At 65.6% G+C, this 19,885-nt stretch carries 20 protein-coding genes; all 20 read left to right on the top strand.

Annotation, left to right across the window (positions count from 1 at the left end; genetic code table 11):
- Positions 1 to 282 carry a hypothetical protein gene (locus ACK4E3_RS01820; protein ID WP_409695498.1) on the top strand — a complete coding sequence of 94 codons (282 nt, stop codon included), beginning with the start codon at positions 1 to 3 and terminating at the stop codon, positions 280 to 282.
- Entirely contained in the window at positions 282 to 1,349 is a 1,068-nt protein-coding gene (gene nuoH / locus ACK4E3_RS01815; protein ID WP_409695495.1) for an NADH-quinone oxidoreductase subunit NuoH, read from the top strand. The genes ACK4E3_RS01820 and nuoH overlap by 1 nt, the downstream gene beginning before the upstream one ends.
- On the top strand, positions 1,346 to 1,588 hold the full coding sequence (locus ACK4E3_RS01810) for a hypothetical protein (protein WP_409695492.1): 243 nt from the start codon (positions 1,346 to 1,348) through the stop codon (positions 1,586 to 1,588). The genes nuoH and ACK4E3_RS01810 overlap by 4 nt, the downstream gene beginning before the upstream one ends.
- 3 nt (positions 1,589 to 1,591) lie before the next feature.
- Complete coding sequence (nuoI, locus tag ACK4E3_RS01805) at positions 1,592 to 2,083, top strand: NADH-quinone oxidoreductase subunit NuoI (protein ID WP_409695489.1); 492 nt, start codon at positions 1,592 to 1,594, stop codon at positions 2,081 to 2,083.
- A 118-nt stretch (positions 2,084 to 2,201) separates the two neighbouring features.
- Positions 2,202 to 2,810, top strand: coding sequence for an NADH-quinone oxidoreductase subunit J (locus ACK4E3_RS01800; protein WP_409695486.1), 609 nt, complete (start codon positions 2,202 to 2,204; stop codon positions 2,808 to 2,810).
- Complete coding sequence (gene nuoK, locus ACK4E3_RS01795) at positions 2,810 to 3,115, top strand: NADH-quinone oxidoreductase subunit NuoK (RefSeq protein ID WP_409701008.1); 306 nt, start codon at positions 2,810 to 2,812, stop codon at positions 3,113 to 3,115. Before ACK4E3_RS01800 ends, nuoK begins: the two co-directional genes overlap by 1 nt.
- A gap of 10 nt (positions 3,116 to 3,125) precedes the next feature.
- Positions 3,126 to 5,237 carry an NADH-quinone oxidoreductase subunit L gene (nuoL, locus tag ACK4E3_RS01790; protein WP_409701005.1) on the top strand — a complete coding sequence of 704 codons (2,112 nt, stop codon included), beginning with the start codon at positions 3,126 to 3,128 and terminating at the stop codon, positions 5,235 to 5,237.
- Between the two features lie 4 nt (positions 5,238 to 5,241).
- Positions 5,242 to 6,729, top strand: a complete 1,488-nt coding sequence (locus ACK4E3_RS01785; protein WP_409695483.1) for an NADH-quinone oxidoreductase subunit M — start codon at positions 5,242 to 5,244, stop codon at positions 6,727 to 6,729.
- Positions 6,730 to 6,732: 3 nt separating this feature from the next.
- Positions 6,733 to 8,163, top strand: a complete 1,431-nt coding sequence (gene nuoN, locus ACK4E3_RS01780; RefSeq protein WP_409695480.1) for an NADH-quinone oxidoreductase subunit NuoN — start codon at positions 6,733 to 6,735, stop codon at positions 8,161 to 8,163.
- 2 nt (positions 8,164 to 8,165) lie between these two features.
- Positions 8,166 to 8,933: a biotin--[acetyl-CoA-carboxylase] ligase gene (locus ACK4E3_RS01775; protein WP_409695477.1), complete on the top strand. Its 768-nt coding sequence runs from the start codon at positions 8,166 to 8,168 to the stop codon at positions 8,931 to 8,933.
- Positions 8,930 to 9,712 carry a type III pantothenate kinase gene (locus tag ACK4E3_RS01770; protein ID WP_409701002.1) on the top strand — a complete coding sequence of 261 codons (783 nt, stop codon included), beginning with the start codon at positions 8,930 to 8,932 and terminating at the stop codon, positions 9,710 to 9,712. Before ACK4E3_RS01775 ends, ACK4E3_RS01770 begins: the two co-directional genes overlap by 4 nt.
- A complete protein-coding gene (locus ACK4E3_RS01765; protein ID WP_409695474.1) occupies positions 9,709 to 11,385 on the top strand; it encodes a ribonuclease J in 1,677 nt (558 codons plus the stop codon). The genes ACK4E3_RS01770 and ACK4E3_RS01765 overlap by 4 nt, the downstream gene beginning before the upstream one ends.
- Positions 11,386 to 11,481: 96 nt before the next feature.
- Positions 11,482 to 12,015: a hypothetical protein gene (locus tag ACK4E3_RS01760; RefSeq protein ID WP_409695471.1), complete on the top strand. Its 534-nt coding sequence runs from the start codon at positions 11,482 to 11,484 to the stop codon at positions 12,013 to 12,015.
- Positions 12,016 to 12,022: 7 nt separating this feature from the next.
- Positions 12,023 to 12,448 carry a methylmalonyl-CoA epimerase gene (gene mce / locus ACK4E3_RS01755; protein WP_409695468.1) on the top strand — a complete coding sequence of 142 codons (426 nt, stop codon included), beginning with the start codon at positions 12,023 to 12,025 and terminating at the stop codon, positions 12,446 to 12,448.
- Positions 12,445 to 12,720 carry a DUF1467 family protein gene (locus ACK4E3_RS01750; protein ID WP_409695465.1) on the top strand — a complete coding sequence of 92 codons (276 nt, stop codon included), beginning with the start codon at positions 12,445 to 12,447 and terminating at the stop codon, positions 12,718 to 12,720. Before mce ends, ACK4E3_RS01750 begins: the two co-directional genes overlap by 4 nt.
- A 115-nt stretch (positions 12,721 to 12,835) precedes the next feature.
- The gene (gene proS, locus ACK4E3_RS01745; protein WP_409695462.1) at positions 12,836 to 14,152 is read left to right on the top strand and encodes a proline--tRNA ligase; all 1,317 of its coding nucleotides are present in this window, start codon (positions 12,836 to 12,838) and stop codon (positions 14,150 to 14,152) included.
- The gene (locus ACK4E3_RS01740; RefSeq protein WP_409695459.1) at positions 14,149 to 15,438 is read left to right on the top strand and encodes a lipoprotein-releasing ABC transporter permease subunit; all 1,290 of its coding nucleotides are present in this window, start codon (positions 14,149 to 14,151) and stop codon (positions 15,436 to 15,438) included. Before proS ends, ACK4E3_RS01740 begins: the two co-directional genes overlap by 4 nt.
- Positions 15,431 to 16,129, top strand: a complete 699-nt coding sequence (locus ACK4E3_RS01735; protein ID WP_409695456.1) for an ABC transporter ATP-binding protein — start codon at positions 15,431 to 15,433, stop codon at positions 16,127 to 16,129. Before ACK4E3_RS01740 ends, ACK4E3_RS01735 begins: the two co-directional genes overlap by 8 nt.
- 98 nt (positions 16,130 to 16,227) lie before the next feature.
- Complete coding sequence (gene sidA, locus ACK4E3_RS01730) at positions 16,228 to 16,317, top strand: cell division inhibitor SidA (protein ID WP_409695453.1); 90 nt, start codon at positions 16,228 to 16,230, stop codon at positions 16,315 to 16,317.
- A 50-nt stretch (positions 16,318 to 16,367) separates the two neighbouring features.
- Complete coding sequence (gene dnaE / locus ACK4E3_RS01725) at positions 16,368 to 19,811, top strand: DNA polymerase III subunit alpha (protein ID WP_409695450.1); 3,444 nt, start codon at positions 16,368 to 16,370, stop codon at positions 19,809 to 19,811.
- Positions 19,812 to 19,885: the final 74 nt, after the last annotated feature.

Below are 19,885 nucleotides of genomic sequence, written 5' to 3'. Positions count from 1 at the left end.
ATGATGATTGGCGGTTATCCACTGTATGTCTTCCTGCCGCTTGTCGTGGCAATGGCCTGTTCGGTGGTGGTGCTGAAGGGTTTCATGGACCTCTCGAGCCGACTGAACCCCCGCAAAGATACGGCGGGACAGGACCAGATCACCCGCGCCCTCTATGCTTCCGAGCGGCGCCTGCATGATCTGGACGTGCATCACATCGTGTGGCGCATGCGGATCGCCTTTGTGGTGCAGTTCATCGCGATCCTGCTGTTCGCCTATCTCATCTATATCGAGACCGCCTGATGGAATTCTGGACGACGCCTGCGGGCTGGACCCTCATCACCATCGGCCAGATCCTGCTGGTCACGGTGGGCATACTGATCAGCCTGGCCTTCCTGCTGCTGGCCGACCGCAAGATCTGGGCGGGCGTGCAGATGCGCAAGGGCCCCAATGTGGTCGGCCCGTTCGGCCTGCTGCAGTCCTTCGCGGACTTCTTCAAGTTCGTGTTCAAGGAGATCGTCGTGCCGGCGGGAGCCGACAAGGCGGTGTTCCTGCTCGCGCCGCTCATCACCTTCATTCTGGCGTTCATCGCCTGGGCCGTGATCCCGTTCGCGCCCGGCTGGGTGATCTCGGACCTGAATGTCGGCGTGCTCTACCTGTTCGCGATCAGCTCTCTGGGTGTCTATGGCATCATCATGGGCGGCTGGGCGTCCAACTCGAAGTATCCGTTCCTGGGTGCCCTGCGCTCGGCGGCCCAGATGGTGTCCTATGAGGTCTCGATCGGCTTCATCATCATCACGGTGATCCTGCTGGCGGGCACTATGAACCTGACGGCCATTGTCGAGGCGCAGTCCGGCTGGTTCTGGAACTGGAACATGTTCGGCAACGGCCTGGCCAACTGGCCGCTGATCTTCGTCATGATCCCCATGCTGGTCATGTTCTTCGTCTCGGCCCTGGCCGAGACCAACCGCCCGCCCTTCGACCTGCCCGAGGCCGAGTCCGAGCTGGTGGCGGGCTATCAGGTGGAATACTCCTCCACGCCCTATCTGCTGTTCATGATCGGCGAGTACGCCAACATCGTGCTGATGTGCGCCATCATGACCCTGCTGTTCATGGGCGGCTGGAACCCCGGCTTCATCCCGCAGGACGTGCTGGACAGCCTGCCGGCCTTCGTGGCCTACGCCATCTATCTGCTGACCTTCATGGCCAAGGTGGTGTTCTGGTTCTTCATGTTCGCCATGGTGAAGGCCTTCGTGCCGCGCTACCGCTATGACCAGCTCATGCGCCTGGGCTGGAAGGTGTTTCTGCCCACATCGCTGGTGGCCGTGGTCCTGGTGGCGGGCTGGCGCGTGTATGGAGGCGGCGCATGACCATGCCCAAAGTGATCCCCCTCGGTGCCCTGGCCCTGCTTCTGGCCGCATGCGGGGCCTATGAGGCCAATCCCACCTCGCCCTATCAGTGGGAGCAGCGTCAGGCGCGCATCGAGCGCGACTATCAGGAGACCCTCGCGCGCTGCCGCACCCTGGATCGCGCCTCCGAGCGCTTTCAGCGCGAGTGCGCGGGCCTGCGCGAGTTCCGCGCCGACGATACTCAGGAAGGCGGTAGCTAAGCCATGATGCAGCGATTGGGACAGGCGGTGCGCGGTGCGCTGCTGCTGGATGTGATCGGCGCGTTCGGCCTGTCGATGAAATACATGCTGCGGCCCAAGGCCACGGTGAACTATCCGTTCGAGCGCAACCCGCAGTCGGTGCGCTTTCGCGGCGAGCATGCCCTGCGCCGCTATCCCAGCGGTGAAGAGCGCTGCATCGCGTGCAAGCTGTGCGAGGCCATCTGTCCCGCCCAGGCCATCACCATCGAGGCCGAGCCGCGCGCGGACGGCAGTCGCCGCACGACCCGCTACGACATCGACATGGTCAAGTGCATATACTGCGGCCTGTGCCAGGAGGCCTGCCCGGTCGATGCCATCGTCGAGGGACCGAACCAGGAGTTCGCCACCGAGACGCGCGAGGAACTCTACTACGACAAGGCGCGCCTGCTGGCGAACGGCGACCGGTGGGAGCGCGTCATCGCGAAGAATCTGGAACTGGATGCGCCCTATCGCTAAGAGGGGCGCGCATTTCGTCACCGGCTGACTCGGGCCCGCCCATGATGCCGCATTATCAGAGCCGACCGGTGCTTCCCAAGGCCCGGCCCGAGCGCAAGACAGGGGCAACGACCCGCCGATGTTGCAGGCGATCGCATTCTATCTTCTGGCTGCCGTGACGGTTCTGTCCGGCGTGCTGGTCGTGTCGGGCCGCAACCCGGTTCACTCGGTGCTGTGGCTGATCCTGGCCTTCTTCTCGTCGGCGGGCCTGTTCGTGCTGCTGGGTGCCGAGTTCCTCGCCATGCTGCTGGTCGTGGTCTATGTGGGCGCGGTCGCTGTGCTGTTCCTGTTCGTGGTCATGATGCTGGACGTGGACTTCCTGCGCCTGCGAGAGGGCTTTGCGAAGCATCTGCCGCTGGGCACCATCATCGCGGGCGTGCTGCTGGCCGAGATGGTGCTGGTGACCATGGCGGTCGCCCAGGGTGGGCGTGCGGCGGGCATGGCCCTGACTGCGCCGGGTGATGTGAGCAACATCGAGGCGATTGGGCGCGTGCTCTATACGGACTACGTCTACATGTTCCAGGCGGCGGGTCTGGTGCTGCTGGTAGCCATGATCGGGGCCATCGTGCTCACGCTGCGCCACCGCACCCATGTGCGCCGTCAGGACATCGCCAGTCAGGTCGGCCGCCGCCGCGCGGACGCCGTGGACATTGTGTCGGTCGAGACCGGCAAGGGGATTTCGGAATGATCGTCGGGCTGGCGCACTATCTGGCAGTGGCGGCCATGCTGTTCACCATCGGGGTGTTCGGCATCTTCGTGAACCGCAAGAACATCATCATCATCCTGATGTCGGTCGAGCTGATCCTGCTGGCGGTGAACATCAACTTCGTCGCCTTTTCCGCCTATCTGAACGACGTGTCGGGACAGATCATGGCGATGTTCGTCCTGACCGTGGCCGCAGCCGAAGCCGCTGTGGGCCTGGCCATTCTCGTGACCTTCTTCCGCAACCGCGGCGACATCGCCGTGGACGACGCCTCGATGATGAAGGGCTGATCCGGTGAGCCTGCAAACACTCGTCACCCTCGGTGTGTTCGCGCCCCTGCTGGGCGCCGCCATCGCCGGCCTGTTCGGCCGCCGCATCGGCGATGTCGCGTCCCAGAGCGTGACCACGGGCCTGCTGCTGTTCTCTTGCGCGGTGTCGTGGATCATCTTCTCGGCCCACACCTGGGGCGGGATGGAGACCTTCACGCTCGAGCTGCTGCCCTTCATCAATGTGGGCGACTTCCGCTCGACCTGGTCGATCCGCATCGATGCGCTGTCGGCGATCATGCTGATCGTGGTGACCACGGTGTCGGCGCTGGTGCACCTCTATTCGTGGGGCTACATGGCCGAGGACGATTCCCGGCCGCGCTTCTTCGCCTATCTGTCGCTGTTCACCTTCGCCATGCTGGCGCTGGTGACCGCCAACGATTTCATGCAGCTGTTCTTTGGCTGGGAAGGCGTGGGCCTTGCATCCTATCTGCTGATCGGATTCTGGTTCAAGAAATCCAGTGCTTCAGGGGCTGCTATCAAGGCCTTTGTCGTCAACCGTGTGGGTGATTTCGGCTTTGCGCTGGGCATCATCACCGTGTTCTGGATGTTCGGCACCATCCGCTTTGACGAGCTGTTCCCGCTAATCCCGGCCATGAGCGGGCAGGGTTGGAGCTTCCTCGGCCAGACGTGGAGCGCGCTCGATCTGGCGGGCCTGCTGCTGTTTGTGGGCGCCATGGGCAAGTCGGCCCAGTTCTTCCTGCACACCTGGCTGCCTGACGCCATGGAAGGGCCGACGCCCGTCTCGGCCCTGATCCACGCGGCCACCATGGTCACGGCGGGCGTTTACATGGTCTGCCTGCTGTCGCCGCTTTACGAGTTCGCGCCCCAGGCCGCCTTCGTCATCGCCATCGTGGGTGCCATCACGGCCCTGTTCGCCGCCACCGTCGGTCTGGCCCAGAACGACATCAAGCGCGTGATCGCCTATTCGACCTGTTCGCAGCTGGGCTACATGTTCTTTGCCGCAGGCGTCGGAGCCTATCAGGCGGCGATGTTCCACCTGTTCACCCACGCCTTCTTCAAGGCGCTGCTGTTCCTTGGCGCGGGCTCGGTCATCCACGGGATGCACCACGAGCAGGACATGCGGAAGATGGGCGGGCTGTGGAAGCTGCTGCCGGTCACCTATGCCATGATGATGATCGGCACCATCGCCATCACGGGCCTCGGCGTGCCCGACCTCAGCCGCTTCGGCATCGACTTCAAGTTCGGCTTCGCGGGCTTCTACTCCAAGGACTCGGTGCTCGAGACCGCCTTTGCCGCCGGTGCCGACAATCCGGCCGGAATGTTCGCCTTCTTCATCGGCCTGTTCGCCGCAGGCCTGACGGCGTTCTATTCCTGGCGCCTGATCTTCATGACTTTCCATGGGAAGCGCAACTGGGAGGAGGGCGAAGCCCCCGACCCCGCCAGGGACCAGCACGAGACCGGCCCGCAGTTCGAAACCCATTCCGAGCCTCTGGCCGACGATGCGGCGGCGGCCCATCACGATCATCACCACGACGGGCACCATCACGGACCGCTGAAACCCCACGAGAGCCCGTGGATCATGCTGGTGCCGCTGCTGGTGCTGGCGGTGGGTGCGGTGGCGGCGGGCTTTGCCTTCTATGGCCAGTTCGTCGGCTACTACGAGGAAGCGTTCTGGCGCGGGGCCATCTTCACGGCCGAGAGCAACCATGTGCTCCATGACAGCCACGAGGTGCCGACCTGGGTGCTGTGGGCGCCTCTGATCGTCAGCCTGACCGGCACGGCGGCGGCTTTCTTCATCTATGTGGTGAAGGCGGGTCTGGCGCGGCGCATTGCCGAGCGCGGCGGGCCGCTGCACAGCTTCCTCTACAACAAGTGGTACTTTGACGAGCTTTACAACGTCGTGTTCGTCAAGGGTGCCAAGGCGCTGGGCGACCTGTTCTGGAAGATCGGCGACGTGCGCATCATCGACGGCCTTGGCCCCAACGGTGCCGCAAGAGCCTCGCTCGAATCCGCCCGCAGGCTGGTCAAGCTCCAGTCGGGCTATGTCTATCACTATGCCTTCGTGATGCTGGTGGGGGTCGCGGGTCTGCTCGCCTTCGCCATCTACGCGTGGGGAGCCTGATCCAATGCCCTATGCCTTGAGCATCATCACCTTCACGCCGCTGATCGGCGCGCTGCTGATCCTGGGGCTGCGCCTCGCCAGCAAGCAGGCGGACGCGCGCACCGACAATGGCGCACGCTGGATCGCCATGATCACCAGCCTGCTTACCCTGGCCATGTCGGTGTGGCTGGTCGCCGCCTTCGATCAGTCCAATCCGGGCTATCAGTTCGTCGAGCTGGTGCCGTGGTTTGCGGGCATCAGCTATCACATGGGCGTGGACGGGATCTCGATCCTGTTCGTCCTGCTGACCGCGTTCCTGCTGCCGATCTGCATCGCGGCGAGCTGGCAGCCGATCCGCGAGCGCGTCGTGGAATACATGATCGCGTTCCTGGTGCTGGAAACGCTGGTCATCGGGGTGTTCACCTCGCTCGACCTGTTCCTGTTCTACGTCTTCTTCGAGGGCGGGCTGGTGCCGATGTTCCTGATCATCGGCATCTGGGGCGGGCAGAACCGGGTCTATGCGGCCTACAAGTTCTTCCTCTACACCCTGCTGGGCTCGGTGCTGATGCTGGCGGCCATGCTCTACATGTTCGCGACGGCGGGCACATCGAGCATTCCCGAACTGGCCGCCTATGACTTTGCCATCGGGGTCCAGCCGCTGCTCTGGCTGGCCTTCTTCGCCTCGTTTGCGGTCAAGATGCCAATGTGGCCCGTGCACACCTGGCTGCCCGATGCGCACGTCCAGGCACCGACCGCAGGCTCGGTCATCCTGGCCGGCATACTGCTGAAGCTGGGCGGCTATGGCTTCCTGCGCTTCAACCTGCCCATGTTCCCCGATGCCTCGGCCATGTTCGCGCCGCTGGTGTTCGCCCTGTCGGTGGTGGCGATCATCTACACCTCGCTGGTGGCCTTCCGTCAGACCGACATCAAGAAGCTGATTGCCTATTCGTCGGTGGCGCACATGGGCTTTGTCACCATGGGCATCTTTGCGGTGAACGATCAGGGTGTGCAGGGCGCGGTCTTCCAGATGATCAGCCACGGCCTGATCTCGGGCGCGCTGTTCCTGTGCGTCGGCGTTGTCTATGACCGGATGCACACGCGCGAGATCGCCTTCTATGGCGGTCTGGCCAACCGGATGCCGTGGTTCGCCGCCGTGTTCATGCTGTTCACCATGGCCAATGTGGGCCTGCCGGGCACTTCGGGCTTCATCGGCGAGATCCTGACCATGGTGGGCGCCTATCAGGCCTCGACATGGACTGCGTTCGGCGCGGCCTTCGGCGTGATCCTGTCGGCCGTTTATGCCCTGACGCTCTATCGCAAGGTCGTGTTCGGCGAGCTAAGCAATCCCAAGCTGTTCGAGATCACCGATCTGGACTGGCGCGAAGTGGCAATCTTTGCGCCGCTGATCATCGGCACCTTGTGGCTGGGCATCTATCCTGCCGCCGTTCTCGACATCACGGCCAGCTCTGTCGATGCGCTGGTGACCACCTATCAGTCTGCCGTGGGCGGATAAGACATGCTTCAGACCGCTCTCAATCTGGCCCTTCCCGAACTGATCCTGGCCATCGGCGCCATGGTGGTGCTGATCTTCGGCTCGATCCGCGGCGACAAGGCCCACGATCTTGTGGCGTGGGTGTGCGCAGGCCTGCTGGCTGCGGCTGCGGCCGTCTCGGCCACGGGTGCGCTTGGCGTGGCCTTCAACGGTGCCTTCGTCATCGACAGCCTCAGCGTCTTTGCCAAGGTCGGCATCTATCTGTTCAGCATCGTGGCGATCATGCTGGGCGGCGGGTGGCTGCACCGTCAGGGCATAGCGCGCTTTGAATATCCCATCCTGATCGTGCTGGCCGCCATCGGCATGAGCATGATGGTCTCCAGCGGCGACCTGATCTCGACCTATATCGGCATCGAGCTGCAGTCGCTGGCGCTCTATGTCATGGCCGCATTCCACCGCGACGATGCGCGCGCCTCCGAGGCGGGCCTGAAGTATTTCGTGCTGGGTGCCCTGTCGTCGGGTCTGCTGCTTTACGGTGCGGGTCTGATCTACGGCTTTGCCGGCTCTATGCGCTATGAGGACATCGCCGCCGTGGCCGCCGAGGGCACGGGCGTGGGCCTGATCTTCGGTCTGGTGTTCCTGATGTGCGGGCTTGCGTTCAAGGTATCCGCGGCGCCGTTCCATATGTGGACGCCCGATGTCTATGAGGGCGCGCCCACGCCGGTTGTGGCCTTCTTTGCCACCGCGCCCAAGCTGGCGGCCATGGTGCTGTTCGCGCGCGTGCTTCAGGACGGCTTTGGCGACGCGCTGGGTCAGTGGAGCCAGGTGCTGATCATCATTGCCGTGCTCTCGTTCGTGGTCGGGTCGCTGGGCGGTCTGATGCAGCGCGACGTGCAGCGCCTGCTGGCCTATTCGTCCATCGCCAATATGGGCTATGCGCTGCTGGCCATCGCAGCGGGCACGACCATGGGCCTTCAGGCCCTGCTGGTGTTCATGGTCATCTACATGATCGACACCCTGGGCTTCTTCGCATGCCTGCTCAGCCTGTCGCGCGACGGCAAGCCCATCCGGCGCATCGAGGATCTGGCCGGACTGAAGAAGGACCGGCCCGGCACGGCCATCGCCCTGACGGCCCTGTCGCTGTCGGTGCTGGGCATGCCGCCCTTCGCGGGCTTCTGGGCCAAGGTTTATGTGTTTGGCGCCGCGATCAGTGCAGGGCTGTGGATGGCGGCGGCGGCCGGTCTGGTGGCATCCGTGGTGGCGGCCTTCTACTATCTTCGCATCATCAAGGTGATCTGGTTCGACCCGGCACCCGGCGGCGTTGATGCCGCGCCCAGAGTGCCGCGCTTCGTGGCCTATGTGGCGGCCCTGTTTGCTCTGCCGGGCGTGATCGTGCTGATCGCCTTCCTCGATCCGATCACGGCCAGCGCGGTGGCGGGTCTCGGCGGCGGTTGAGCGTGAGCGCGCCCGCGCCCCGGCTGATTCTCGACGAGATCGACTCGACCAATCTCGAAGCGCGCCGCAAGGCCGAACGCGGCGAGGTCGGCCCCCTGTGGATCGTGGCGCGCCGCCAGAGCGCGGGCAGGGGGCGTCGCGGGCGTGCCTGGTCGGCGCCTGAGGGCAATCTGTCAGCGACCTTGCTGACCACGACGCAAAGGCCGCCTGCCGAGGCGGCGCGGGTCAGCTTCGTCGCGGCCCTCGCTGTGGCCGAGACCATCAGCCTCTATGTCCCCGAAAGCCTGGTCAGCATCAAATGGCCCAATGACGTGCTGATCGACGCGCGCAAGGCATCGGGCATACTGGTGGAGTCCGGTGCGCTGAACGCATCGCTGGGCGAAGGGGCGGGGCTGTGGCTGGCAGTGGGCATCGGCATCAATATCCGTGCCCATCCCGAGGACGTGGAGCGCCCGGCCACTCATATCGGCGCGCATCTGAGACCCGAGTTGCGCGAGGCCCCTGATCTGGATCAGGTGTCGGAGACGCTGGCCGCAAGCTTTGCACGCTGGCAGTCGCTGTGGGAGGGAGCGGGCGACGGGCCGGTGCTCGACGCCTGGAGCCGCCGCGCGCGCGGGCTGCACGGCCCATGCAGCGCGCGCCTGGGTCACGAGACGCTGACAGGACGGGCGGATGGTCTGGCCGAGGACGGCGCACTGCGCCTGATCGACGATGCGGGCCGTCTCCACCTTATCTCGGCGGGCGATGTCTTCTTCGGGGAGCAGGTCTGATGCTGCTGGCGATCGAGCAGGGCAATACCAACACGCTGTTTGCCGTTCATGACGGCGAGCGCTGGCGCGCCCAGTGGCGCACGGCCACCGAGGCCAGCCGCACGGCGGACGAATATGCCGTCTGGCTGAGCCAGCTGCTGGCCCTGGCGGGGCTTTCGCTCAAGGATCTGGACGGCTGCATCATTTCGAGCGTGGTGCCCCAGTCCCTGTTCAACCTGCGCAACCTGTCGCGCCGCTATCTGGAGATCGAGCCCCTCGTGATCGGCGAGAACGTCGATCTGGGCATTGCGCTGCGCATCGACAATCCGGGCGAGGCGGGCGCTGACAGGCTGGTCAATGCCATCGGCGCGCACCTGAGCTATAGAGGCGATCTGATCGTCATCGACAGCGGCACCGCCACCACCTTCGATATCGTCGCCGCAGACGGGGCGTTCGAGGGCGGCATCATCGCGCCGGGGATCAATCTGTCGCTACAGGCTCTGCACGATGCCGCCGCCAAGCTGCCGCGCATCGCTATCCAGAGACCGGCCCGCGTGATCGGCAAGGACACCGTCACCAATATGCAGTCGGGCATCTTCTGGGGCTATATCGGCCTGATCGAAGGACTGGTGGCGCGCATCCGCACCGAATGGGGGCGGCCCATGAGCGTGATCGGCACCGGCGGTGTGGTCTCGCTGTTTGAAGGCGCCACCGACTGCATCGACCACTTCGATCCCGACCTCACCCTTCGCGGCCTGCTGGAAATCTGGCGTCGCAACGCACATCTGGCAGGCCAATGAGCAAGAAACAGCAAGCGGACGAACTCGTGTTCCTGCCTCTCGGCGGGTCCGACGAGATCGGCATGAATCTCAACCTCTATGGCTACGGGCCGGAACACGCGCGTCAGTGGGTGATCGTGGACATGGGCGTGACCTTCGGCGACCTGAGCACGCCGGGCGTCGATGTGATCGTGCCCGACCCCTCCTTCATTGAGGGCGAGAACGTCCTCGGCATCGTGCTGACCCACGCGCACGAGGATCACATCGGGGCGGTCGGCTGGCTGTGGTCGCGCATTCGCGTGCCGATCTATGCAACGCCGTTCACGGCCTATCTGGTACGCGAGAAGCTGCGCGATGCGGGCATTCTCGACGAGGTCGAGATCATCGAGGTGCCGCTGGGCGGCGATCTGAAGCTGGGTCCGTTCGAGATGACCCTGGTGACGATCACCCACTCGATCCCCGAGCCCAACGGTCTGGCCATCCGCACGCCGCTGGGCACGGTGCTGCACACGGGTGACTGGAAGATCGACGATCAGCCCATCACGGGCGCACCCACCGATGTCGATGCGCTCAGGCGCCTTGGCGACGAGGGTGTGCTGGCCATGGTGTGCGATTCCACCAACGTCTTCGTCGAGGGCTCGGCGGGCTCGGAAGAAGGCGTGCGCGAGGCCATGACCCGCCTGATCGGAGAGCTGCGGGGGCGGGTCGCCGTGGCCTGCTTCGCCTCGAACGTGGCGCGCCTCGACAGCGTGATCCGGGCGGCAGAGGCGTCCGGGCGCCGGGTCGGTCTGCTGGGCCGGTCCATGCACCGCATCACGGCGGCCGCGCGCCATGTGGGCCTGTTGCAGGACATCCAGCCCTTCCTCACCGATGCCGAGATCCGCGTATTTCCCAAGGAGAAGGTGCTGTTGCTGTGCACCGGCAGCCAGGGCGAGCCGCGCGCGGCGCTGTCGCGTCTGGCCGAGGGCACCCACCCTCATGCCAGTCTTGGCCAGGGCGATCACTGCATCTTTTCCTCGCGGGTCATTCCGGGCAACGAGCTGGCCATCGGGCGCTTGCAGGACAAGCTGGCCGATCGGGGCGTGCGCCTGTACACCGAAAAGGATCACCCCGGCATTCACGTCTCGGGCCATCCGTGCCGCGAGGAGCTGCGCCAGATGTATGGCTGGGTGCGCCCGCGCATCGCCATCCCCACCCACGGCCAGCGCCGCCATCTGGTCGAGCACGTCAATCTGGCGCGCGACCTTCAGGTGCCCGAGGCCGTCGCCATGCGTAACGGCGACATGGTGCGCCTTGCGCCGGGCCGTGCCGAGATCATAGACGAGGTGCCTGCGGGGCGTCTCTACGTCGATGGCGGAATGCTGGTGCCTGCGGCGGGCGAGGCCCTGCGCGAGCGTCGCCATGCCTCGACCAATGGCGTGCTGATCGTCAGCTTCGCCCTGGACGGCAAGGGGCGGCTGGCCAGCGACATCGACATGCGCTCGCTTGGCCTGCCGGGCGACGAAACCCTTCCGCTGGGCGATGCGCTGGATGATCTGGCCGAGGAAGTCGAGCGCGTCGTCGAAGGGCTGAAGCGCGAGGAGCGTGACGACGACACCGCCATCGAGCACGCCGTGGCGCGGCGTCTGAAGAAGGCCTCGCAACGCCTGTGGGACCGCCGCCCCATCGTGGAGACCGTTGTGCTGCGCGTCTGAAGGCCCGGCGCGCGCCCATTTGCAGAGCGCCTCTTTATGGGCCACCCTTGGGCCTGAGGGGAGCTGTCAGGCTCTGCAACAGATGAGGGCTTTGCCATGGGTATCAGCGTGCCGCTGCCGGTAGCGTGTCTTGTCGCGCTGTTTCTGGCGGGATGCTCGCCTGCCGAGGACGGGCCGCCCACGCGCGAGGCCGAGCCTCTGCCTGAGCCCGCAGCCATCACCGAGGGTGCCGACACCCCCGCAGAGCCGCCCGACAGCCTGGTGCGCACGCTTTATGGCGAGGATTCCATCCCCGTCACGCCTGCCCAGATCCGCCGTTTCTTCACCGAGGAGTTTGTGCCCGGCCTGACGCCCGATCCGGGCGAGGAGCCCCTGATAGACTTCGACTACCGCTTTGATGCCCAGGATGCCGAGATCACAGGCTTTGCCCTGAGCGAGGTCGCCGCCGGGCCGGAGGGCTCGCGCATCGAGGCGCAGTTTCGCAACTTCGGACAGCCCATGCGCGTCGCCTATGACCTGTGCCGCCGCGACAACGGGGAATGGCGCATCCAGAACGTCGAGGGTGTAAGCAATGGCTGGAACCTGCGGGCGATCCTGAGCCTGCCTGCCACACCCCCTGCGGGATGCTGAGAACGACATGATCGGAAGACTGAACCACGTCGGGGTGGCCACGCCCTCCATCGACGAGAGCCTGAAAGCCTATGAGACCCTCTTCGGTGCCCGCGCGTCCGGTGCGCCTTTCGATCTGCCCGTACAGGGGGTGCGGGTCTGCTTCATCGACCTGCCCAACAGCCAGATCGAACTGATCGAGCCACTGGGCGAGGCCTCGCCCCTGCACGGCTTTCTGGCGCGCAACCCCAAGGGCGGCCAGCACCACATCTGTTTCGAGGTCGATGACATCATCGCCGCACGCGATGCCATGCGCGCCAAGGGGGCGACCATCCTCGGCACCGGCGAGCCGCGCATCGGCGCGCACGGCACGCCAATCATCTTCCTGCACCCCAGGGACACCGGCGGTGTGCTGGTCGAGCTGATGCAGGCCCCGCAGGAGGGGCACCCGTGATCGGTCCCCTTACGGCCATTGCCATCTTCATCGTAATCTGGTGGGTGGTGCTGTTCGCCATCCTGCCACTGGGCCAGGGGGGAGGCGAGCGCGAGCGCCCTGTCGATGGGGGGGACTGGGGCGCGCCCCCGACCCACCAGCTGAAGCGCAAGTTCATCACCACGACCCTGGCGTCGCTGGTGATCTGGGTGCTTGTGCTGATCGTGATCTACTTCGGCCTGATCCCGCTGCCCGACTTTCCGGTCACCAGCACCTATGTGGGCGTGCAATAGGCCAGCCAAAAAGCTGAGCTTGTGCGTTGCCATCGGCGCCCGCCAGCGGCTAGATCGCCAATCCTCCCCCGTTCGCCTCGATGACAGGCGTGCCTCTGACCTGCGGACCTGATTCATGCGCCTGTCGCGCTATTTCCTGCCGACCCTGAAGGAGACGCCTGCCGAGGCGCAGATCGTCTCGCACCGTCTGATGCTGCGCGCCGGCCTCATCCGTCAGGAGGCCGCGGGCATCTATGCCTGGCTGCCGCTGGGTCTGAAGGTGCTGAGGCGCATCGAGCAGATCGTGCGCGAGGAGCAGGAGCGCGCAGGCGCGGTCGAGCTGCTGATGCCGACCATGCAGCTGGCCGACCTGTGGCGGGAGTCAGGGCGCTATGATGACTATGGTCAGGAGATGCTGCGCATCACCGACCGGCACGAGCGCGACATGCTCTTCGGGCCGACCGCCGAGGAGGTCGTGACCGACATCTTCCGGGCCTACGTCAAGAGCTATCGCGACCTGCCGCTCAACCTGTTCAACATCCAGTGGAAGTTCCGCGACGAGCAGCGCCCGCGCTTTGGCGTGATGCGCGGCCGCGAGTTCCTGATGAAGGACGCCTATTCCTTTGACGTGGACGAGGCAGGCGCGCGCCGGGCCTACAACCGGATGTTCGTGGCCTATCTGAACACCTTTTCCCGCATGGGCCTGAAAGCGGTTCCGATGCGCGCGGACACCGGCCCCATCGGCGGCGACCTGAGCCACGAGTTCATCATTCTGGCCGAGACCGGCGAGAGCCAGGTGTTCTGCGACCGCCGCCTCGTTGACATGGCCGCGCCCGGCCCGGACGTGGACTGGGACGACCTTCAGGCCCTGGTCGATCAGCGCACCGCCCTCTACGCCGCCACCGAGGAGATGCATGAGCCCGCACGCTTCGAGGCCGAGGTGGGCGAGGGCGACCGCCTGTCGGCCCGCGGGATCGAGGTGGGGCATATCTTCTATTTCGGCGAGAAATACTCGCGGCCCATGCGCGCCTTCGTGGCCGGGCCCGACGGTGCCGAGCGCCCCGTGCACATGGGCAGCTATGGCGTGGGCGTCTCGCGTCTCGTGGGTGCGATCATCGAGGCCAGCCACGATGAGGCCGGAATCATCTGGCCCGATCCGGTCGCCCCGTTCGATGTGGCCCTGATCAACCTTCGCCCCGACGACGAGGCCGTAGCTTCGGCGTGCGAGCAGGCCGTGCAGGCGCTGGAGCAGCGCGGGCGCAGCGTTCTGCACGACGATCGGGACGATCGCCCCGGTGCCAAGTTCGCCACGGCCGATCTGATCGGTCTGCCCTGGCAGCTCATCATCGGACCCAAGGGCCTTGCCGAGGGCAAGGTCGAGCTGAAACGCCGTGCCACCGGCGAGCGGCAATCGGTGCCGCTCGAACAGGCACTGGAGATCATCTGCGCATGACGGACAGAGGCTCTGCGCGCTTCACCGGACCGTTCTCGCCATGGGAACTGGGGCTGGCGCTGCGCTATCTGAAGGCGCGCCGAAAGGACGGGGGCGTGGCGATGATCGCCATCATCTCGTTCCTCGGCATCATGCTGGCGGTGGCGGTGCTGATCAGCGTCATGAGCATCATGAACGGTTTCCGCGCCGAGCTGCTGGGCCGGATTCTGGGCTTCAACGGCCATGTCTATATCCAGGGCGAGGCGCTGGCGCGGCCCGACCGGGACCAGATGGTGCGCTCGCTTCAGGACACGCCGCGTGTCACCCTGGCCGCGCCCCTGATCGAATCCCACACCGCCGTGCGCGTGGGCGGCCAGCTTTCCGGCGTGATCGTGCGCGGGGTGCGGCCCGAAGACCTGCCGCGCATGAGCCTGGTGGCCAGCTCGCTCGATCAGGCCGCCATCGACAGCTTTGGCGCGGGCGAGTGGGGCGGCGACAATGTGCTGATCGGACGCGCTCTGGCCGAACAGCTCGGCGTGGGCGTGGGCGATGTGATCTCGCTGCTGTCGCCCACGGGCGGTGGCACGGCCTTTGGCTCGCTGGGCCTCGAGAAGGCCTATACGGTCGGCGGCATCTTTCAGGTCGGCATGAACGACTATGATCGGGCCTTCATCTACATGCCGCTGGAGCAGGCGCAGATCTTCTTCGGCAAGGACGGCATGTGGGACGTGGTCGAGGTCATGATCGACGATCCCGACCAGACCCGCAGCGTCATCCCGGCCATTCAGGAGGTGGCGGGGCCGGGCGGCTACATCACCGACTGGACGACGCGCAATGCCAGTTTCTGGGAAGCCTTGCAGGTCGAGCGCACGGCCATGCGCATCATCCTGATGCTGATCGTGCTGATCGCGGCCATGAACATCATCTCGGGCATCGTCATGCTGGTGAAGAACAAGGGCCGCGACATCGCCATCCTGCGCACCATCGGCGCGGGTCGAGGGGCCATCATGCGGGTGTTCTTTGCGGCCGGAACCCTGATCGGCGTGTCGGGCACCATCGCGGGGCTGATACTGGGTGTGCTGTTCTGCACCTATATCGTGCCTATCCAGCAGCTCATCGAACGGCTGACAGGCGCGCGGGTGTTCAACCCCGAGGTCTATATGCTGGCCCACGTTCCGGCGCGGGTGGAATGGGGCGAGGTGCTGTTCGTGGCCTTCTGGGCCCTGTTCGCCTCATGTCTGGCGACCCTGCTGCCCGCACGCGCGGCCTCGCGTCTCGACCCGGTGGAGGCGCTTCGCTATGAATAGTGTTCTGAAACTGGTAGATGTGGGCCGGACTTACGAGACCGCACAAAGCGCTCTTGAAGTGCTCAAGGGCGTCAATCTCGAACTCGTGCCGGGCGAGATCGTCGGGCTGATCGGCCCGTCAGGCTCGGGCAAGTCCAGCCTTCTGCACGCGGCAGGGCTGCTGGAGCGTCCCACCTCGGGGCGGATCATCATTGACGGCGAGGACACCAGCACGCTCAGCGAGCGGGGCATGACGCGCCTTCGCCTGTCGCACATCGGCTTCGTCTATCAGTTCCACCACCTGCTGCCCGAGTTCGATGCGCGCGACAACGTTGCCCTGCCACTGCGGATCGCAGGCGAGCGCCAGGGCCCGGCACGAGACAGGGCGGTGGCGCTGCTTCAAGAACTCGGGCTGGGCGAGCGCACCCATCACCAGCCCGCTCAGCTCTCGGGTGGAGAGCAGCAGCGCGTGGCCATCGCTCGCGCTCTGGTGAACCGGCCGCGCCTGCTGCTGGCCGACGAGCCGACCGGCAACCTCGATCCCACCACCAGCCAGAGCGTGTTCGACGCCCTGCGCCGCGTGGTGCGCGAGACCGGCGTGGCCGCGCTGATCGCTACGCACAACATGGAATTGGCCGGGCACATGGATCGCGTGTTCGCCCTGCGCGAGGGCCATCTGGAGGAGCGTGCCGCCGAAAGCCACGCCTACTGAGGGCGCTCGGCACGCGGGCCTGAGCGCCACATTGCGGCTTGACTGGAACAATAAGAGAACATAGAACAGACCCAGAACAGCCTTTCTGGGGATAAGTCATGTTGCGCCTCATTCGTGAGACCCTCTCGGCGGTCTCGGTCGCTAGCTTCGTGTGGATGGTCTGGCAGGTCGGTTTCCTGATCGGCTAGCGCGGGCGCCTGTCGGCCCTGACCTTGAGACAGAGGAGTTCGCGCGAGTCATGCAGAAGGGGTTTGTCCATCTTCGCGTGCGCTCGGCCTATTCACTGCTGGAGGGGGCCATCAAGGCCGGCGAGATCGGCAGGTTGGCCGCCAGCATGGCCATGCCCGCCGTTGCCATGGCCGACCGCGCCAATCTCTTCGGGGCACTGGAGTTCAGCCAGAGCACCAGTGCCGCCGGTGTCCAGCCGATCATCGGCTGCGCCCTGCCGGTCAGCGGTATCGGCGCACGACCGCCTGAACGGTGGGCCAAGGCCCCCACCGTCACGCTGCTGGCTCAGGATGAGGTAGGCTATCTGAACCTGTGCGCCCTGTCGTCCATGGCCTATCTGGATGGCGTCGAAGACGAGAACGAGCCCTGCGTGCCGTGGTCGGCTCTGGTTCGCCACAGTGAGGGTCTGATCCTGCTGTCCGGCGGCCCCGACGGCCCTGTGGACAATCTCTATGCGCTGGGGCGGATCGATCAGGGCGATCAGGCGCTTGAGGCCATGTCCGAGGCCTTTGCCGGGCGCTTCTATGTCGAGCTTCAGCGGCACGATCTGGACCGTGAGCGCTTGGCCGAGCCGCACCTGGTTCGCCATGCCTATGCTCGTGACCTGCCGCTGGTGGCGACCAACGACGTTCACTTCGCCCGGCCGGAACAGGCGCGCGCGCACGATGCCCTGCTGTGCGTGGCCGATGGAGCCTTCATCGGTCAGGACGAGCGGCGCCGGGTGACGCCCCAGCACTATTTCCGCTCCGGCGACGAGATGCGCGCCCTGTTCGCCGACCTGCCCGAGGCCTGCGACAACACCCTCGACATCGCCAGGCGCTGCGCCTTCATGGTGCGCACGCGCGCGCCGATCCTGCCCGGATTTGAGACCGGCGACGGTCGCACCGAGCCCGAGGAGCTGGCCTATCAGGCTCGACAGGGGCTGAAGGCGCGTCTGGCACAGGTCACACCCGCCGCGCCCGAGGAGGACTACTGGAAGCGTCTCGAGTGGGAGGTGTCCATCATCCAGCAGATGGGCTTCTCGGGCTATTTCCTCATCGTGTCCGACTTCATCAAATGGGCCAAGGTCGAGGGCGTACCGGTGGGGCCGGGGCGCGGTTCGGGTGCGGGCTCGCTGGTGGCCTGGGCCTTGACGATCACCAATCTCGATCCTCTGCGTTTCGGCCTGCTGTTCGAGCGGTTCCTTAACCCCGAGCGGGTCTCCATGCCCGACTTCGACATCGACTTCTGTCAGGAGCGGCGCGACAGGGTCATCGAGTACGTCCAGAACCGCTATGGCCGCGACCGCGTGGCCCAGATCATCACCTTCGGCACCTTGCAGGCGCGTGCCGTGCTGCGCGACGTGGGCCGCGTGCTGCAACTGCCGTTGGGCCAGGTGGACCGCCTCGCCAAGATGGTCCCGAACAACCCGGCCAATCCCGTGACGCTGGCCCAGGCCATCGAGCAGGAGCCCCGCCTGCGCGAGGCGCGCGCCCAGGAAAAGTCCGTCGAGACCCTGCTGGACACGGCGCTGGAGCTGGAGGGGCTCTATCGCAACGCCTCCACCCATGCCGCGGGCATCGTGATCGGCGATCGTCCGCTGACGCAGCTCGTGCCGCTCTACAAGGATCCGCGCTCCGAAATCCCGGCGACCCAGTTCAACATGAAGTGGGTCGAGAGTGCGGGACTGGTCAAGTTCGACTTCCTCGGGCTCAAGACCCTGACGGTTCTGGACCGCGCGCACCGCTATCTGTCCAAGCGCGGGGCGGCCCGCGATCTTGATGCGCTGCCGCTCGATGACGCGCGCACCTATGAGCTTATGGCCTCGGGACAGACGGTCGGCGTGTTCCAGCTCGAAAGCCAGGGCATGCGCGACACGCTGCGCAAGATGCGCTGTGGCTCCATCGAGGAGATCACGGCGCTCATCTCCCTCTATCGCCCCGGCCCGATGGAGATGATCGACACCTATGTGGACCGCAAGTTCGGCCGCGCCGAGGTGGATTACCTGCACCCCAGCCTGACCGAAGTGCTCAAGGAGACCTACGGCGTTATCATCTATCAGGAACAGGTGATGCAGATCGCCCAGATCCTGGCGGGTTACAGCCTTGGCGAGGCCGACCTGCTGCGCCGGGCCATGGGCAAGAAGAAAAAAGAAGAGATGGACCTGCAGCGCGCGCGGTTCATCTCCGGCGCAGCGGAAAAGGGCGTCAGTGCCGAGCAGGCGGGCGGCATCTTCGATCTGGTTGCCAAGTTTGCGGGCTATGGCTTCAACAAGAGCCACGCGGCCGCCTATGCGATGATCGCCTATCAGACCGGCTGGCTTAAGGCGAACCATCCGGTCGAGTTCATGGCGGCCTCCATGAGCCTCGATCTGTCGAACACCGACAAGCTGGCGGTCTTCTATCAGGATGCGCGGCGCTTCGAGGTGCCGGTGCTGGCCCCGGACATCAACCGCTCCCAGGCCGACTTCGACGTGGCCGAGGGCGAGGACGGGCGACTGTCCGTGCTCTATGCGCTGGGGGCCATCCGCAATGTCGGGATCGAGGCCATGCGCGATGTTGTAGCCGCGCGCGAGGCCGGCGGCCCCTTCACCGACATCTTCGACTTTCTCGAGCGCGTGGACCCGCGCAGCGTCAACAAGCGGGCGATCGAGAACCTTGGCCGGGCAGGGGCCTTTGATGCCATCCACCCCAACCGGCGCCAGATCGTCGAGCAGGCCGACATTCTGGTCGCTTACGGGGCCAGCGTCGCCGCCGAGCGCGCCTCGTCCCAGGTCAATCTGTTCGGTGCCGATCAGGCCACCGCGACGCGCCCGCGCCTGAAGCCCGTGGAGCCGTGGTCGGCACCCGAGCGACTGGATCAGGAGCTGGCGGCCGTGGGCTTCTACCTGTCGGGGCACCCCCTAGACGACATGATCGCCATGTTGCGGCGCAGGCGCGTCACGCTCGTGGCCGAGGCCATGCAGCTGGCCGAGCAGGGGCATGAGGCCTTCATGATGGCCGGGGTGGTGCGCCGCAAGCAGGAGCGGCCCTCGGCGCGAACGGGCGAGAAGTTCGCCTTCGTGACCTTCTCCGATCCTTCGGGCGAGTTCGAGTGCCTGTTCTCGGGCGACACCCTGCGCCGCTGCCGCGAGAATCTGGAGCCGCAGAGCGTGGTCTTGCTGCGCGTGCGGGCGAAGTCGGGCGATGGCGAGGTGCGCCTGTTCGGTGACGACGCTACCTTGATCGACACGGTGATGAGCGAGAACGATGCAGGCCTTCGCGTGCACCTCCAGGCCGAGGTGGCGCAGGCCGCTTCGCTCAAGGCCCGGCTGTCGCGTGCCGAAACGGCCCAGGGGGGCGAGGTGATCATGGTCGCCCAGCTCAAGGACCGCACCGAGGTCGAGATGCGCCTGCCCGGCCGCTATCGCCTTGATGCAGCGCTCAGAAGCGCGCTGAAATCGGCACCGGGCGTGCTGTTGATCGAGGACGTGTGATGCTCAGACCCGCCCTCCCGTTTGTCGCCCTGTCCATAATCGCTGTCACCGTCCTGTCGGTACAGCCGGGAGCC

The sequence above is a fragment of the Brevundimonas sp. genome (genome assembly GCF_046299595.1).
GTDB lineage: Bacteria > Pseudomonadota > Alphaproteobacteria > Caulobacterales > Caulobacteraceae > Brevundimonas.
This window is presented reverse-complemented; position numbering and strand designations above follow the sequence as displayed.

Coding starts and splice junctions, on each gene's coding strand:
- ACK4E3_RS01810 (WP_409695492.1), top strand. CDS start 1,346: ATGACCATGCCCAAAGTGATCCCCCTCGGTGCCCTGGCCCTGCTTCTG.
- nuoI (WP_409695489.1), top strand. CDS start 1,592: ATGATGCAGCGATTGGGACAGGCGGTGCGCGGTGCGCTGCTGCTGGAT.
- ACK4E3_RS01820 (WP_409695498.1), top strand. CDS start 1: ATGATGATTGGCGGTTATCCACTGTATGTCTTCCTGCCGCTTGTCGTG.
- ACK4E3_RS01800 (WP_409695486.1), top strand. CDS start 2,202: ATGTTGCAGGCGATCGCATTCTATCTTCTGGCTGCCGTGACGGTTCTG.
- nuoN (WP_409695480.1), top strand. CDS start 6,733: ATGCTTCAGACCGCTCTCAATCTGGCCCTTCCCGAACTGATCCTGGCC.
- ACK4E3_RS01735 (WP_409695456.1), top strand. CDS start 15,431: ATGAATAGTGTTCTGAAACTGGTAGATGTGGGCCGGACTTACGAGACC.
- sidA (WP_409695453.1), top strand. CDS start 16,228: ATGTTGCGCCTCATTCGTGAGACCCTCTCGGCGGTCTCGGTCGCTAGC.
- ACK4E3_RS01740 (WP_409695459.1), top strand. CDS start 14,149: ATGACGGACAGAGGCTCTGCGCGCTTCACCGGACCGTTCTCGCCATGG.
- ACK4E3_RS01765 (WP_409695474.1), top strand. CDS start 9,709: ATGAGCAAGAAACAGCAAGCGGACGAACTCGTGTTCCTGCCTCTCGGC.
- ACK4E3_RS01785 (WP_409695483.1), top strand. CDS start 5,242: ATGCCCTATGCCTTGAGCATCATCACCTTCACGCCGCTGATCGGCGCG.
- nuoH (WP_409695495.1), top strand. CDS start 282: ATGGAATTCTGGACGACGCCTGCGGGCTGGACCCTCATCACCATCGGC.
- ACK4E3_RS01760 (WP_409695471.1), top strand. CDS start 11,482: ATGGGTATCAGCGTGCCGCTGCCGGTAGCGTGTCTTGTCGCGCTGTTT.
- mce (WP_409695468.1), top strand. CDS start 12,023: ATGATCGGAAGACTGAACCACGTCGGGGTGGCCACGCCCTCCATCGAC.
- proS (WP_409695462.1), top strand. CDS start 12,836: ATGCGCCTGTCGCGCTATTTCCTGCCGACCCTGAAGGAGACGCCTGCC.
- dnaE (WP_409695450.1), top strand. CDS start 16,368: ATGCAGAAGGGGTTTGTCCATCTTCGCGTGCGCTCGGCCTATTCACTG.